Raw genomic sequence first — 14,512 nt, 5'->3', positions numbered from 1 at the left:
GGGGGTCGTGCGGGCGTGTCCGGTGCGTGGTGCCGCGGGTCACAGCCCCTCCGCGGGGGTTTCCATCCGGATGGCGGCCAGCTTCTCGCCCTCCAGCGTGCGAACCTCGAAGTGGTCGATCCGGTCGGGCGTGAGACCGGCGCCGCCGGCCACGTACAGCGGCTCCTCGTACGCGGTGCCCTCGATGCCGTAGCCGTACCCCGGCACCGACCAGGTCGCGACCGTCTGCCGGCCGCCGTCCCCGCCGACGGCCACCAGGTCGCAGGCGCGCGGGCCGGTGAGGTTCCCGATCCGGAGGGTGACGTGGGTGCCCCAGGGCCGTTCCTGGAGCGACACCGTGGCCTCGACGCTGGTGGACGGGTCCTGGTCGGAGAACTTCTCCCCCTGCGCGAAGGCGGCACGTGCCGCCTCGGCCGTGGTGGGCGGCGGCCGGTCGGCGTCGTCGTCACCGGCGAGGGGGCCGACGGCCACGCCGCCGAGTGCTCCGGCGGCGAGCAGGACCGCCGCGACGGCGCCCGCCAGGGCGTGGCGGCGCCGCCGCGCGCGGCGCCGTTCGGAGGCCGCGGCGGCGAGCGCCCGGTCCAGCGGGCCCCCGGCCTCCTGCGCACCGGTCCCCGGAACGCCTCCGGAGGACGGCACGGGCCCGGAAGACGCGCACGAGGCCACCTCTTGGAGGAGGGGACGCAGGCCCAGATCGGCCTCCAGCTCCTCGGCGCACCGGGTGCACCCGGCGAGGTGGTCCTCGAAGCGGGACGCCTCGGCGTCCGTGAGCAGGCCGAGGGCGTAGGCCCCGACGTCGGTGTGCGGCGACGGCGGCGGAGCGGGGGTGTCCGGCGTGCCGAGAGGGTCGCCCGTCATGACGTCACCCCCCGTTCCTCCAGGGCCAGGCGCAGCGAACGCAGCGCGTAGAAGACCCGCGACCGCACGGTACCGGGCGGCACCCCGAGCGCCTCGGCGGCCTCGGCGACGCTGCGGCCCCGCAGATACGTCTCGACGAGCGCTCGCCGGTGTGCGGTGGTCAGGTCGGCCATCGCCTCGGAGATCACCATGGCCCGCAGCGCCCGGTCGATCTCGTCGGCGGCGGGCACGGACTCCAGCGGCCCGGGGTCCACCTCGTGCGGGCGGGCCTGGCGGCTGCGGTGACCGTCGATGACGATGCGGCGGGCGACGGTGACCAGCCAGGGGCGGAGCGCGGCCGGGCTGCCGCGATGCAGCTTCTCGGCGTTGCGCCAGGCACGCAGCAGCGTCTCCTGCACCACGTCCTCGGCGCGGTGCCGGTCGCCGCCGACCAGGCGCAGCACGAACGCGTACAGCGGCACGGCGTGCGCCTCGTACAGGGCGCGCATCAGCGCGTCGTCGTCGTGGGCGTCGTCGTGAGCCGCGCCGTCCTTCACTCGCGCATCGTCCCGCACCCTGCGACCTCCGGTCGAGCCTCCACCCCCGGGTACGCCCACCGGGTCCGCGGCGTTCACCGGCCGCGGAGCGCCGTCAGCGGGCCCGCTCCCACGCGGTACGGGTGAGCGCGTACTCGACCTCGCCGTGCTCGGATCCCTCGATCGCGTCCGGCCAGTCCCCGTGGAAGGCACGGACGAAGACCAGGCCGCACTTCTCCATCACGCGCCGGGAGCGGGCGTTGACGGCCATGGTGTTGGCGATGACGCGCTCGACGCCGAGGTCCGCGAACCCCTTGCCGATGAGCGCACGGGCCCCCTCGGTGGCGTAGCCGCGCCCCCAGGACGCCCGGTTCAGCCGGTAGCCGAGCTCGACCACGGCGGGGCTGTCGTCGGTCGGCGGGCGGAACTCGAACCAGCCGAGGAACGTGCCGGTGCCCTTCTCCTGCGCGGCCCAGTAGCCGCGCGTCCCGGTGCAGGGGTGGACGTGCAGCAGCCGCGACATCGTGCGCGTGCGGATCGCCTCCCGGTCGGCGGGGCGGCCGCCGTTGAGGAACCGCATCACCTCGGGGTCGTCGTCGAGCGCGAACAGGTCGTCGGCGTCGTCGGCGGTGAACGCGCGCAGCACCAGCCGCTCGGTCTCGAGGAAGGCGCCCATGCGGCGATCCTCCCCGCACACGACCCGCCCGGCCACCGGTTTGCGTGCCTCCGTGGCTGCGGCAGCAACAGCGGCAGCGGCACCACCGCAGCCACGGAGACTCCCCGGTGACGTGCGGACCGGTTCAGCGCCCGTCCGGTTCGACGGCGAGGCGGTAGCCGCGCTTGACGACGGTCTGGACGACGCCGCGCACGCCGAGCGCGGCGCGCAGCCGGGTCATGGCGGTTTCGACGGCGTGCTCGTCCGCCCCCGCTCCGGGGAGCGCGCGGAGCAGGTCGGCGCGGGAGACGACCCGGCCGGGGCGGCGGGTCAGTTCCCGCAGCAGGGCCATGCCCGCCGGAGGCACCGCCCGCAGCCGCCCGTCGACCACCACGGCGTGGCCGCGGATCTCCACCCCGTGGCCCTCGACCTCGAACGTGGCGGCGGCCTCCGGCAGCCGCGCACATAGCAGTTGGACCAGCGGGCCCAGCCGGAAGCGTTCGGGGCTGGCGGTGGGCACCCCTGCCGCCTCGAGCGGGGCCGCCGTGACCGGCCCGACGCAGGCGGCGAGCACCCGTCCGCCGCGAAGCTCCGCCAGCAGCGGGTCCCGTACGCCCCGCTCCCCCGCCCGTTCCAGCAGCGAGACCGCGGCAGGGGCGCTGGTGAAGGTGAGCGCGTCCACGCCCCCGGCCAGCACTGCGTCGGTGAGGCGGTCGACGGGCGCCAGGTCCTCCGGCGGCAGCCACCGGTACACCGGGACGCCCACCACCTCCGCACCGTCCGCGCGCAGCGCCGCGACGAGGTCCGACAGCGGATCGCCGTGCAGCTGCACGGCGATCCGGCGCCCGCGGACGCCCTCCCCCAGCAGCCGGTCGCGCACCTCGGCCATCGACTCGGACTCCGGAGACCAGGACTCGCGCAGTCCGGCGGCGCGCACGGCGCCGCGCACCTTGGGGCCGCGGGTGAGGATCTCGGCACCGGCGAGCGCGGCGCGCAACTCGTCGCCCAGGCCCCAGCCGTCGGCGGCCTCCAGCCAACCGCGGAAGCCGATGCCCGTCGTCGCGACGGCCAGGTCGGGCGGCTCGGCGATCAGGCGTTTCGTTCCCACGAGCAGTTCCGCGTCGTCGGCCAGCGGCACGATGCGCAGCGCGGGAGCGTGCTGGACCACGGCGCCGCGCCGCTCCAGCAGCGCGCTCAGGTCATCGGCGCGGCGCGCGGCGGTGACGCCGACGGTGAAGCCGTCCAGCGGCCTGACGGGTTCGTGCTCGCTCATCGTCCCTCGTCCCTGTGGTGCGGGGTTCTGCGGGTGCCCCGGGGCATGGCGGGCGACCCGCGTGTCACCGCCGGTTCACCGGCGTTTCTCCAGTGTTACGCGCCCGCTCGGCCGGCGCCGGGCCCGGCCGCGGCGGACGCACGTACACCGCCCACACGAGGGCGCCGCACAGCACGTAGTAGGCGGCGAAGACGGCCAACGCCGCCGTTCCGGAGCCCGTGCCGGCGAAGGAACGGCTGAGGGCCGGATTGATGCCGACCCCGACGAACGCCCCCACCGCACCGATCAGCGACATCGCCGCCCCGGCCATGCGCCGGGCATACGCAGCCGCCGCCTCCCCCACCAGGCCGCGGGACCGCGCGCCGGCCTCGTGGATGCCGGGCAGCAGGGCGTACACGGAGCCGTTGCCCGCCCCGGTCAGCACGAAGAGCAGCACGAATCCGGCGACGAACAGGGGCAGCGACCCTCGTACGGACGCCCCCGACCAGTACGGTGGCGCCCGTCATCAGCGCGAAATCCGCCAGCGTCACGCGGGCGCCGCCCCACCGGTCGGCCAGGTGGCGGCCGACCGGGCGCAGCAGCGAGCCGAGCAGCGGCCCGACGAACGTGAGCGAGGCCGCCTCCAGCGGCGTACGTCCGAACCAGCCCTGAAGCACCAGCCCGAACGCGAAGCCGTAGCCGATGAACGAGCCGAGGGTGCCGAGGTAGAGGGCGGCGACGATCCAGGTGTGCCGGTGCCGGGCCGCCTAGGCGACGGCGCCGTGTCGTCGCGCACCGGGCCCAGGTTGTCCCTCCGCCGCAGCGCCCACACGGTCGCCGCGACGACCAGCGGTACGTACAGCGCGGGCAGCGCCCACGGGTGCCCGGCGCCGCCGAGGGCGATCAGCGCCAGCCCGGCGAGCTGCACGACGGCGACGCCGATGTTGCCGCCGCCCGCGTTGACGCCGAGGACGCGGCCCTTGAGACGCAGCGGGTAGAGGGCGTTGACGTTGGCCGTGGAGGAGGCGAAGTTGGCGCCGCCGACCCCCGTGGCGACGGCGACGCGCTCCCCCCGCTCCACCCAGCGCCGCCGCGCGCGCATCCGGCCCTCCTCCGACTCGCCCTGCTGGACGTTCCGGACGCTAGGCGTCGCGCGTTTCACCCCCGTGGCGGCGCGTCACACCGACGCAACGACGCGCTCACGCCGCAGACGGAGCCGGGGTGAGCAGCTGGGCGGTCAGAGGCCCAGATAGCGACTCACGGCGCGCTCGACCTCGGCCAGGTCGTCACGGGTGAGGTAGTCGACCGGCTCACCGTGGATGAACCGGACGTCGATGGATCGAAGCTGGTCGACCAGCAGGCGCGTCCGAGCGCCGGCGATGGACAGCTCGGGCCGGAAGACGGCCGGTTGCGCCCGCGTGGACGTGGGCACCACCGTGGCGAGGCTCCACGGCATGGACGTCGGGGACAGCACCAGGCCATGGCGACGCCCGCCCTGCTCGTGACCGCGCTTCGCCTGACCGAGGTCGATCCGGTAGACGGCTCCGCGGATCACCAGTCGTCCTCGTCGGCCGACAGGTCTTCCGCGTGGAGCCGCTGCGCATCCTTGCGTGCCTGCTCCAGCCAGACCTCTCGTTCCAGAAGGCGCAGCGCGCGCCTGATGACGTCGCTGGTCGCCTCGCCCTCGCGCGTTGCCGCCTCGATGATGCGAGCGTCCTCATCCGTAGGGCGAAACCCTATGGTCCCTGCCATACCGCTCAGGGTAGCCAGTGTCACACTCCTGTGCAACACCCGTTACACAGAAGTGTGACTGTGTGCGATGTTCCGGTCCGGTTCCGGGAGCCAGGCGCCGGGCGGGACGGCGAGCCGGCCGGAGGTGCGGGACAGGTCGGCGGCGGCGAGCAGGGCGTCCAGGCCCGGGTGGCGCAGACCGCGGCGCCACACGACCGAGACCGGCGCGAGCGGCACCGGGTCGGTGAGCGGTCGCAGCACCATGCCGTCCACCCCCGTGAACACCTCGGTGGCCAGCACCGACCAACCGCGCCCCCGCACGACGCGACGGAACTCCTCCTCGCCCTCGATCCTCGGGAACGGCGGCGCGAGGCGGATGCCCCGCCCCGCGAAGAGCGCGCGGGCGTAGTCGGTCCACTCGGCGGTGTCGTCGTTGCCCGCCCCGGCGTACAGGGTCTCGCCGTCCAGCCGGCCGAGCGGCACCTCGGGGAGCGCCGCGAGCGGGTGGTCCTCGGGCAGCAGCACGGCGACCCGCTCGTACCGGACGAGCCGGTGCTCCAGCCCGGCCGACGCCTCTGCCGCGAGCCCGGCGACACGGCCGAACGAGACGTCCAGCCGGCCGGCGAGGATCTCGGCCGCCGCGCCCGCGAGGCCCGCACGGTAGCGGGCCACGAACTCCGTGCGCGGTGCCCGTCCGCGTGCCGCCTCCAGCACCTCGCGCCCGGTGCTGACCGGCGCGGCGACGTCCACGGTCAGCGGACGTCCGGCGGGCGCGAACGCGGCGGCCAGTTCGTCGTGCGCGGCCAGCACCGCCCGCGCGTACGGCAGCAGCCGCTCACCGTCGGCGGTGAGCGTCACCCGCCGCGTCGACCGGACGAACAGCGTCGCGCCGACCTCCCGTTCGAGGCGCGCGACGTCCCGGCTCAGCGCCTGCTGCGCCACGTACAGCCGCGCGGCGGCCCGCGTGAAGTGCAGCTCCTCCGCCACGGCCACGAACCCGCGCAGCAGCCGCGGCTCGACATCCCGGGACGTGTTCATCGGTGCATTCTCCCCCGCGGGGGGTGTGCGTCCGCCGCCCGGCTCTCGAACGCGAACTTGACCTGGGCGCCCCGGTCAACGCCTCACCGGAGAAGAGCACGGGCGGCTGCTGCACAGCGGCCGGGAACATCAGCCCCGAGGCGCGTGCGCTGCGCGCAGTGCCGGGCACCGCCCTGGAGGGGGCCGGCTTCGTCAACTACCCCACGGGGTGGTGGCACTGGTCGTACGGGGACCGCTACTGGGCGCTGCACACCGGCGCGGCGGCCGCCTGCTACGGGCCCGTCCGGCCGGGCTGAGCGGCGCGGGCCGCCACGCGGGTGACGGAACCGGTCTCCAGGGCAGCCCATACCGCGCCGTCGGGGCCCACCACGAGGCCGTGGGGCTCGCAGGACGGGGAGGGCAGGGCGTACTCGGCGAGGTCGCCGTCCGCCGTGATGCGGCCGACGCGGCCCGCGCCCCACTGCGTGAACCAGCACTCGCCCTCGGACGCGGCCACGATCGCGTGCGGCCTGGCCGTCCGGTCGGGCAGCGGGAACTCCTCGACCGTGCCGTCCACCGTCATCCGGCCGACCTGACCGGCCGCGATCTCGACGAACCACAGGGCGGTGCCGTCGCTGGTGATGCCGACCGGCGCGGCGCCGGGCGTCGGCAGGGGGTGCACGGTCACGTCGCCGTGCACGTCGATGCGGCCGACGGCGTTCGCCTGGTTGAGGGCGAACCAGAGGGCGCCGTCCGGTCCGGCGGTGATCGCGGAGGGATAGCCGCCCTCGACGGGCAGAGGGAACTCCGTGACCTCGCCCGCGCCGTCGATGCGTCCGACACGGTCCGCGTGGGTCTCGGTGAACCACATCGCCCCGTCCGGTCCCGCCGTGATGCCGAAGGGCCCGCAGCCGGGCGTGGGCACGGCCCAGCAGCGCACGTCGCCGTCGACGGTGATCCGGCCGATCCGGTGGTCCTGGAGCCGGGTGAATCAGAGGGCGCCGTCGTCCGGTCCGGGAGCGATGACCGTGGGACGGCAGTCGGGGGCGCCGAGGTCGTACTCGCGCACCGTGCCGTCCAACGCCAGCCGTGCGATGCGGCCGCCGTGCACGAGGGTGCACCACAGCGCACCGTCCGGCCCGGCCGCGATGCCGTACGGTCCGGCTCCCGGGCCTCCCACGGCGAACTCCTGGACGATCGGATCTCCGAACCGCCGCACAGCCGCTCCCCCTTCCGGACGGCATCGCCACCGTTCACCCCCGCACGGTGCCTGGCGCCGGACGGCCGCGGCAACTCCTTTTCACCCGCGGGCGCGGAGGTACGCGTCCAGTTCGGCGGCGCCGGCGAGGGCCCGGGCGATCTGCGGGGCGATCTGCTCCAGCAGGTAGCCGCCCCGCCTCAGTTGGCCGCCCGGTCCAGGCCCGGCCGCGTCGGGACCGGAACCGGGGGCGGTGGCGGGGCCGGAACCGGGGGCGGGTTAGGCCGGTTCGCGGAGGGCGCTCCACTGCCTGCAGCGTGCGCCGGTCCTCGAGGAGCTGAACGTGGCTCTCGTCCACGAGGCGGAAAGCCTCCTCGGCCGCGCCCTCGTTGACGGCCCGCATGATCAACGTCGCGATCGGGTGGCCGTGGCCGGGCAGAAGAGCGATGAACGTGAGGAAGTCTCCACAGAAGTGTGCGCGTTGGCGTGGAACGCCTGACGACCGGCACGGCCACCGGCGGCGGGCGGGCGTACAGAACGTCGCCCGCGCGGTCGGTGCCGCCGCCCGGATGCGGCTGCTGCCCTCCGCACGGCCCCGACCCGCATGCACAACGCAGGTGCGTGAACGGGACCGCAACGGGTGTTGGACCGCGGGGCTTTCGCGCCGCGAGGGTGGTCGCCATGCCGACAGCCTCTCCTGCCCCGGTCACTCCTGCCCGCCGCTGGACCGCGCCCTACGTGCGGCTGTTCGCGCCGCCCGGCGCGGTGGCGTTCACGGTGGGAAACCTCGTCGCCCGGCTGCCGATGGGGATGTTCACCGTGGCCGCCGTGATGATGATCGCAGGGCAGCGCGGCAGTTACGCCCTCGCCGGTGCGGTCACCGGGACCGGGCTGGCCGCGACGGCCGTCGTGGGGCCGCTCACCGCGCGGCTCGTGGACCGCTGCGGACAGGCGCGGGTGGCCGTGCCCGCCGCCGCGTTCGCCGCCTGCGGCGCGCTCGCGCTGGTCGCGTGCGTACGCCTGCAGGCCCCGGACTGGACGCTGTTCGCCGCGTACGCCGCGACCGCGACGACGCCGAACACCGGCGGCATGTCACGGGCCCGCTGGGCCCATCTGCACCAGGACGACCCGGATGCGCGGCACACCGCGAACTCCTTCGAGCAGGTCGCCGACGAACTGTGCTTCGTGTGCGGCCCTGTGCTGGCGGCCCTGCTGTGCACGGCGCTGTTCCCGGAGGCCGGCACGCTCACGGGGGCGGTGCTGCTGCTGACCGGCGTCCTGCTGTTCGCGGCGCAGCGGCGCACCGAGCCGCCCGTCGCGCCGCCCGAGGCGGGGCGCGGCCGGGCGCCCGTACGACTGCCGGGGATGCCGCCGCTGCTGGCCACCTTCGTGTGCACGGGCGCGGTGTTCGGCGCGCTGGAGGTGGTCACCCTCGCCCACGCGGACGCACTGGGGCACGGCGCGGCGGGCGGCGCCGTCCTGGCGGTGCAGGCGGGCGGTTCGGCGGTGGCGGGGCTGGCCTTCGGCACGTGGGCGCCGTCCGGCTCCGTACGGCGCCGCTTCCGGGGATGCGTGGCGGCGATGGCGGCGCTGATGACGCTGCCGCTGCTGGGGGCGGCGTCCGGGAGCCTGCTCGTGCTGGCGGCGACGCTGCTGGTGGCCGGCATGGCGACCGCGCCGACGATGGTGACGGGGATGACGCTGATCCAGCGCCGCGCTCCGGCAGCCCGCCTGAACGAGGGCATGACCCTCGCCGTGACGGCCCTGCTGGCCGGGATCGCCGCCGGCTCGGCGGCGGGCGGCTGGGCGGCCCAGCACCTGCCGGGCGGCCCGGCGCTCGCCTACCTCGTGCCGGTCGGCACCGCGCTGCTGGCTGCCGTGGTCGCCCTGGTGACCATGGGTGGCACGGTAGGGATCGCGCGACGGCATATGCCGAAGGCGCAGCATCCACCCGTTCGGGTGACAGCAGGACGGGCCGCCCCGCGCGGCGGCCTTCCGCCGCCGGCGTGAGACGGGCACGACCGGCGGCGGAAGGTGGTACGGAGAGCGTCTCAGCAGCTGAGGTTGCCTCCCGGGGTGGTGCCGAGGATCTGCGTGAACGCCCGGTACTTGTCGATGCGGCTCTGGACCTGGGCGGGGTTGCCGCCGTCGCACTCCAGGGCGCCGTTGATGCTGCGGATGGACTCGCCGAATCCGTGGCCGCCGGTGATGGCCTCGTGGCCGGTGTAGGTGCCGGGGCCGGACTGGGTGTTCCAGTACCAGAGCGCGGTCTTCCACGCAGTGGCGGCGTCGTTCTCGACCTGCCAGGGGTTGTTCAGCAGGTCGATGCCCAACGCGTCGCCGGCGGCCTTGTAGTTGAAGTTCCAGCTGAGCTGGATGGGCCCGCGGCCGTAGTAGGCGTCGTTGCCCGCGGGGCAGCCGTACGGCTGCGACTCGTCGCAGTAGTGCGGGTAGTTGGCCTCGTTCTGCTCGACGATGTACCGCAGTCCGCCCGTCTCGTGGCTGACATTGGCGAGGAACGCGGCCGCCTCCTGGCGACGTACGGTCTCGCTGCCCGTGTTGGTGAACGCCGGGTAGGCGCCGAGCGCGGCGACCAGGCCGTCGTAGGTGTAGAAGGAGTTCCTGCTCGGGAACATCTGGTCGAACTGCGCCTGGTTGACGAGGAAGCCGGACGGGTCCGGGTCGGGATCCGGGTCGCCGCCGTCACCGCAGATGCCCTGGTCCGCCCACACGCCCCACTGTCCGGTGGTGCCGGGCGTCTCGCCCTGCGTCCACCACTTGGCCTCCCAGTTGTGGCCGCCGTGGGAGACGACGTCGCCGCCGGTGTAGGCGGTGCCGGAGTTCCAGGCCGCCTCGCAGGCGGGCGCCGCGGTGGCGGTGGACATCGGGAGGGCCACGGCCAGCGCGCCGGCCAGGCCGGCGGCGGCGAGGAGGGCCTTGAGCCTGGTGGTCAAGCTGCGTCTACGCGTGCTGCTGGACACTGCTCACTCCTTCGCGCGCGGCCCTGCGGTGGGCCGCGAGGTGGGGGAAGGTTGATGGAGTGCAGTCAAGCTGTTTGGTCCAGACCAGTCAAGGTATGGACCAATGTTTTTCCGTCGCCGCCCGCGACCCCGCACGCAGAAGAGCCCCTGACCGGCGGTGGTACCGCCGGTCAGGGGCTCTTCGACACATGGTGATGGTGGAGATGGCGGGAATCGAACCCGCGTCCAACGGAGCAGAAGGAGGGCTTCTCCGAGCGCAGTCCGCTGCGATTTTCTCAGCCCCGGAGATCTCGCGGACACGTCTCCGACGGGCTCAGTCACTGTGAAATGTCCCTGCAGGCCCCGTGACCGGGCCTACGCGGTGAGTCCCCTGGCTGATGCCGGACACCGGGTCGGGAACATCCCCGGGCCGACACTTCGCAAGTCGCTACTTAGGCAGCGAGGGCGAAGGAATCGCGCTTGGAATTGGCGATTATTTTTTTGCGGCACATGGTTAACGAGATCATTGCCGCGTTCCTCGGCTCGCTTCCCCTGCTTCGACATCCGCTGTCGAAACCGATCATCCCCATGTTGAGTTGAGAACCTCCGCACCCGATGCGCCGCAGCGCCCGGGTACGGGACCATCGTACGGGATGAGCGCCGTGGGCTGCCACCGTATTCCCGGCGGCCACCCGGTCGGCTCAGGCCGCCCGGCGCGGCCCCGCCCCGCCCGCAGCGCAGGCGCGGTCACGCCCGCTGGCGGCGGCGGACCGCCGAGATCACGCGCTCCGCCTCGCGCCGGTCCTGCTTCTCGCGCAGCGTGTGCCGCTTGTCGTACTCCTTCTTGCCCTTCGCCAGCGCCAGCTCGACCTTCGCGCGGCCCTTGACAAAGTAGAGCTGGAGCGGCACCAGCGTGTGCCCGGTCTCCTGCGTCTTGCCGATCAGCCGGTCGATCTCCGAGCGGTGCAGCAGCAGCTTCCGCTTGCGCTTCGCACTGTGGTTCGTCCACGTCCCCTGGGCGTACTCGGGGATGTGCACGTTGTGCAGCCAGACCTCGCCGTCGTCGACCTGGCCGAAGCCGTCGACCAGCGAAGCCCGGCCCTGCCGCAACGACTTGACCTCGGTGCCGGTCAGGACGATGCCGCACTCGTACGTGTCCAGGATCAGGTAGTCGTGCCGCGCCTTCTTGTTCTGCGCGACGAGCGTCCGGTCGGAGCCGGCGCCCTTGGCCTTCTTGCCGGCCCTCTGGGTCTTCATCTTCGCCATAGCCAGGCCATTCTTCTCTACGATCCGGCTGCGAGGCCACTCAATACCCGGCGGGCCCGCTCGGCGGCGCGGTCCCCGGAGCGTACCTCCAGGTCGGGCAGCAGTCCCCGGCCGTGGACCCGGCGGCCCGACGGTGTGGAGTAGTGGCCGACGGTCAACTCGGCTACCGACCCGTCCGGCATCCGGTGCGGCACCTGGACCGAACCCTTGCCGAACGTCCGGCTGCCGACGACGACCGCGCGCCCACGGTCCTGGAGCGCTCCGGTGAGCAGCTCCGCGGCGCTCATCGTGCCGCCGTCCACGAGAACCACCAGCGGCGCCGCGGTGTTCCCGGTGCCCTCGGCGTACAGCGCCTGCTGCTCGTCGTCGTAGTCGTAGGTGGCGACCAGCCCGCCGTCGAGGAAGGCGGAGGCGGACTCGGTGGCCTCGGCCACCAGGCCGCCGGAATTGCCGCGCAGGTCGAGCAGGAAGCCGCTGCCCTCGGGCGCCTCCGCCACGGCCCGGCGCACCCGGGCGCCGACCCCCTCGGTGAAGGAGGCGATCTCGATACGCGTGACGCGCGGAGACGGCTGGGAGACGGAGACCGAAGCGGCCGCGAGCCGGGCCCGCTTCAGGGTCTCGCTCCACTGGTGGCCGCCGCGGCTGAGCGTGAGGTCGACGGCCGTACCGGGGTCGGCGGCGCGGCCCGGGGACGCGTCGGCGGCACCGCGCAGCAGCGCGACCACCTCGGTGACCGGCTCGCCGGTCACGGGCACGCCGTCGACGGCCTGCAGCCGGTCCCCCGGCCGGAGGCCGGCCCGGTCCGCGGGACTGTCCGGCAGCACGTCCTCGACGCGCACGACCTCGTCGCCGCCGGGGACGTCGGACCGCTTTACGGAGACGCCGACGCCGACGTACGCGCCGCCCATGCGACGCTCGAAGCCCTCGTACTCGTGGGCGCTGTAGGCGGCCTCCCAGCGGTCACCGCTGCGGCTGACCAGCTCTTCGGCGGCGACCTTGGCCTCGGCGGCCTCGGCCGCCTCCGCCGGCACCGCACCCGCGCCGCCCGGCGTACGGCCGGCGGCGCCGTTCAACTCGTGGCGTGGCCCCGGCACTCCGGGTGCGCCCGGCCCTCCCGGCACGCCGCCCCAGGAGTTGGTGGCGGCACCGGTGGCCAGGGCGCCCGCGAAGACCAGGGTCAGCGCCGCCCCCCGCCGTACCCGGCGAGGAGGCGCATTTCTCCACGTGCCCGACATGCTGCGGAGTCTAGGGCAGTCACGGCCCGATGAAGACGCGATGTCGGAACAGTCACGCGCGTCGTGTGTCACACCTTCAGGTACTTGCGCAGAGCGAAGAAAGCTGCAAAGGCGGGCATCAGCGCACCGACCGCCAGGATGAGCGGCAACACCTTCACCACCGCGTCCCAGCCCACGAAGTTGATCAGGACGATCTCCTGCTGGAGCCAGTTGTCGATGAGGAAGAACTTCCCGCCAGCCAGCAGCACGCAGGCGAACCCGGCGCCGATCAGGCCGGCGATGGCCGCCTCCAGGATGAACGGCATCTGGATGTAGAAGCTGGACGCGCCGACCAGCCGCATGATGCCCGTCTCCCGCCGGCGGCTGAACGCCGACACCCGCACGGTGTTGATGATCAGCAGCAACGCGACGACGAGCATCATGCACATCACGAAGAGCGCTGCGATCTTCATCCCGTTGAGCAGCCCGAAGAGGTTCTCCAGCAGGTTCTTCTGGTCCTGCACCTCCTGGACGCCCTGCCGCCCGGAGAACGCCGTGTTGATCACGTTGAACTTCGTCGGGTCCTCCAGCTTCACGCGGAAGGACTCCTGCATCTGGTCCGCCGTCAGGGAGTCCGCGAGCGGAGAGTCGCCGAACTGCTCCTGGTAGTGCTGGAACGCCTGCTCCGCGGACTCGTGGTAGACCTTCTCGACGACGCCGAGGTCCTTCAGGTCTCCCTCGATCTCGTCCTTCTGCTGCTGGGTCACGGCGCCCTTGGCGCAGTTCGGGTCCGACTCGGCGTCGTTCTCGTTGCAGAGGTAGATCGACACCTGGACCTTGTCGTACCAGAAGCCCTTCATCGCGTTCACCTGCTCGGTCGCGAGCAGCGAGCCGCCGAGCAGCGCCAGCGAGAGGGCGACCGAGACGATCACCGCGAACGTCATGGTGAGATTGCGGCGGAGACCGACGCTGATCTCCGACATTACGAACTGGGCGCGCATGGCGTCCTTCCTGCTTCCGTGCGGGGGCGAGCTGAGCGGGTTGCCGCGGGGACGGCGGGCGGGCCGCCCGGGGGTCAGTGCTGGTAGCCGTAGACGCCGCGCGACTGGTCGCGGACCAGGCGACCCTTCTCGAGCTCGATGACCCGCTTGCGCATCTGGTCGACGATCGCCTGGTCGTGGGTCGCCATCACCACGGTGGTGCCGGTGCGGTTGATGCGGTCCAGCAGCTTCATGATGCCGACGGAGGTCTGCGGGTCGAGGTTGCCCGTCGGTTCGTCGGCGATCAGCAGCATCGGCCGGTTGACGAACGCCCGCGCGATCGCGACGCGCTGCTGTTCACCGCCGGACAGCTCGCCGGGCATCCGGTCGCCCTTCCCGCCGAGACCGACGAGTTCGAGGACTTCGGGCACGGTCTTGCGGATCTGGCCGCGCGACTTGCCGATCACCTCGAGCGCGAAGGCGACGTTCTCGCCCACGGTCTTGTTGGGCAGCAGCCGGAAGTCCTGGAAGACGGTGCCGAGCTGGCGGCGCATCTGCGGCACCTTCCAGTTCGAGAGCCGGGCCAGGTCCTTGCCCAGAACGTGGACCTGACCGTGGCTGGCGCGCTCCTCGCGCAGGATCAGCCGCAGGAAGGTCGACTTTCCGGAGCCGGAGGAACCCACCAGGAAGACGAACTCGCCCCGTTCGACCTCCAGCGAGACGTCGCGGAGCGCGGGACGGTTCTGCTTGGGGTAGGTCTTGGAGACGTTGTCGAATCGGATCACGGTTTTCGCACCACGTTGGCCTGGGTAGGAGGAGGGGAAGCCCATGACCGGCTCCCCCCAGGTTGAGGCGACACTACGCGA

General features: G+C 73.3%; 14 protein-coding genes, 1 other RNA gene and 3 pseudogenes. 2 read left to right on the top strand and 16 right to left on the bottom strand.

Annotated features, from left to right (window positions below; genetic code table 11):
* Positions 1–39 precede the first annotated feature (39 nt).
* The 8 genes and pseudogenes from E4198_RS17030 to E4198_RS16990 all read right to left on the bottom strand — a co-directional run bounded on the left by E4198_RS17030 (position 40) and on the right by E4198_RS16990 (position 6,049).
* Entirely contained in the window at positions 40–858 is an 819-nt protein-coding gene (locus tag E4198_RS17030) for an anti-sigma factor (RefSeq protein ID WP_136183912.1), read from the bottom strand.
* Positions 855–1,394 (bottom strand): sigma-70 family RNA polymerase sigma factor, encoded by a 540-nt coding sequence (locus E4198_RS17025; protein WP_281727991.1) that lies wholly within the window; start codon positions 1,392–1,394, stop codon positions 855–857. Before E4198_RS17025 ends, E4198_RS17030 begins: the two co-directional genes overlap by 4 nt.
* Positions 1,395–1,488: 94 nt before the next feature.
* Complete coding sequence (locus tag E4198_RS17020) at positions 1,489–2,049, bottom strand: GNAT family N-acetyltransferase (RefSeq protein WP_136183911.1); 561 nt, start codon at positions 2,047–2,049, stop codon at positions 1,489–1,491.
* 124 nt (positions 2,050–2,173) lie between these two features.
* Positions 2,174–3,301, bottom strand: a complete 1,128-nt coding sequence (locus E4198_RS17015) for a uroporphyrinogen-III synthase (RefSeq protein WP_136183910.1) — start codon at positions 3,299–3,301, stop codon at positions 2,174–2,176.
* A gap of 64 nt (positions 3,302–3,365) precedes the next feature.
* Positions 3,366–4,328: pseudogene (locus tag E4198_RS25535) on the bottom strand (MFS transporter); the annotation flags it as partial.
* A 189-nt stretch (positions 4,329–4,517) separates the two neighbouring features.
* Positions 4,518–4,835, bottom strand: coding sequence for a type II toxin-antitoxin system PemK/MazF family toxin (locus E4198_RS17000; RefSeq protein WP_136183907.1), 318 nt, complete (start codon positions 4,833–4,835; stop codon positions 4,518–4,520).
* The gene (locus tag E4198_RS16995) at positions 4,832–5,032 is read right to left on the bottom strand and encodes a hypothetical protein (protein ID WP_136183906.1); all 201 of its coding nucleotides are present in this window, start codon (positions 5,030–5,032) and stop codon (positions 4,832–4,834) included. Before E4198_RS16995 ends, E4198_RS17000 begins: the two co-directional genes overlap by 4 nt.
* 42 nt (positions 5,033–5,074) lie before the next feature.
* Positions 5,075–6,049, bottom strand: coding sequence for a LysR family transcriptional regulator (locus E4198_RS16990; protein WP_136183905.1), 975 nt, complete (start codon positions 6,047–6,049; stop codon positions 5,075–5,077).
* 2 nt (positions 6,050–6,051) lie between these two features.
* Between E4198_RS16990 and E4198_RS16985 the strand changes: the two genes are divergently transcribed.
* Positions 6,052–6,345: a M15 family metallopeptidase gene (locus E4198_RS16985; protein ID WP_136183904.1), complete on the top strand. Its 294-nt coding sequence runs from the start codon at positions 6,052–6,054 to the stop codon at positions 6,343–6,345.
* Here E4198_RS16985 and E4198_RS16980 read toward each other — a convergent pair.
* Together E4198_RS16980 and E4198_RS25530 are read right to left on the bottom strand one after the other, a co-directional pair.
* Positions 6,321–7,247, bottom strand: a pseudogene (locus tag E4198_RS16980) (virginiamycin B lyase). The gene E4198_RS16985 and the pseudogene E4198_RS16980 overlap by 25 nt on opposite strands.
* A gap of 277 nt (positions 7,248–7,524) precedes the next feature.
* Positions 7,525–7,677: pseudogene (locus E4198_RS25530) on the bottom strand (MerR family transcriptional regulator); the annotation flags it as partial.
* Between the two features lie 230 nt (positions 7,678–7,907).
* Between E4198_RS25530 and E4198_RS16970 the strand changes: the two are divergent.
* Complete coding sequence (locus E4198_RS16970) at positions 7,908–9,236, top strand: MFS transporter (protein WP_136183903.1); 1,329 nt, start codon at positions 7,908–7,910, stop codon at positions 9,234–9,236.
* Between the two features lie 41 nt (positions 9,237–9,277).
* On the opposite strand, the gene E4198_RS16965 is transcribed toward E4198_RS16970, so the two are convergent.
* The 6 genes from E4198_RS16965 to ftsE form a co-directional block, all read right to left on the bottom strand.
* Entirely contained in the window at positions 9,278–10,180 is a 903-nt protein-coding gene (locus E4198_RS16965) for a glycoside hydrolase family 19 protein (RefSeq protein WP_281728011.1), read from the bottom strand.
* Between the two features lie 222 nt (positions 10,181–10,402).
* Positions 10,403–10,774: a transfer-messenger RNA gene (gene ssrA, locus E4198_RS16960) on the bottom strand.
* Positions 10,775–10,933: 159 nt separating this feature from the next.
* On the bottom strand, positions 10,934–11,443 hold the full coding sequence (gene smpB, locus E4198_RS16955) for an SsrA-binding protein SmpB (protein ID WP_027763427.1): 510 nt from the start codon (positions 11,441–11,443) through the stop codon (positions 10,934–10,936).
* 26 nt (positions 11,444–11,469) lie between these two features.
* Positions 11,470–12,687 (bottom strand): S41 family peptidase, encoded by a 1,218-nt coding sequence (locus E4198_RS16950; RefSeq protein ID WP_136183902.1) that lies wholly within the window; start codon positions 12,685–12,687, stop codon positions 11,470–11,472.
* A gap of 68 nt (positions 12,688–12,755) precedes the next feature.
* Complete coding sequence (gene ftsX, locus E4198_RS16945; protein WP_027763425.1) at positions 12,756–13,667, bottom strand: permease-like cell division protein FtsX; 912 nt, start codon at positions 13,665–13,667, stop codon at positions 12,756–12,758.
* Positions 13,668–13,741: 74 nt separating this feature from the next.
* Positions 13,742–14,431, bottom strand: a complete 690-nt coding sequence (gene ftsE, locus E4198_RS16940; RefSeq protein ID WP_027763424.1) for a cell division ATP-binding protein FtsE — start codon at positions 14,429–14,431, stop codon at positions 13,742–13,744.
* Between the last annotated feature and the right edge of the window lie 81 nt (positions 14,432–14,512).

Source organism: Streptomyces sp. RKND-216, from assembly GCF_004795255.1.
Classification (GTDB): domain Bacteria; phylum Actinomycetota; class Actinomycetes; order Streptomycetales; family Streptomycetaceae; genus Streptomyces; species Streptomyces hazeniae.
The sequence above is the reverse complement of the archived record's forward strand: the minus strand, read 5'-3'. Positions and strand labels throughout refer to the sequence as shown.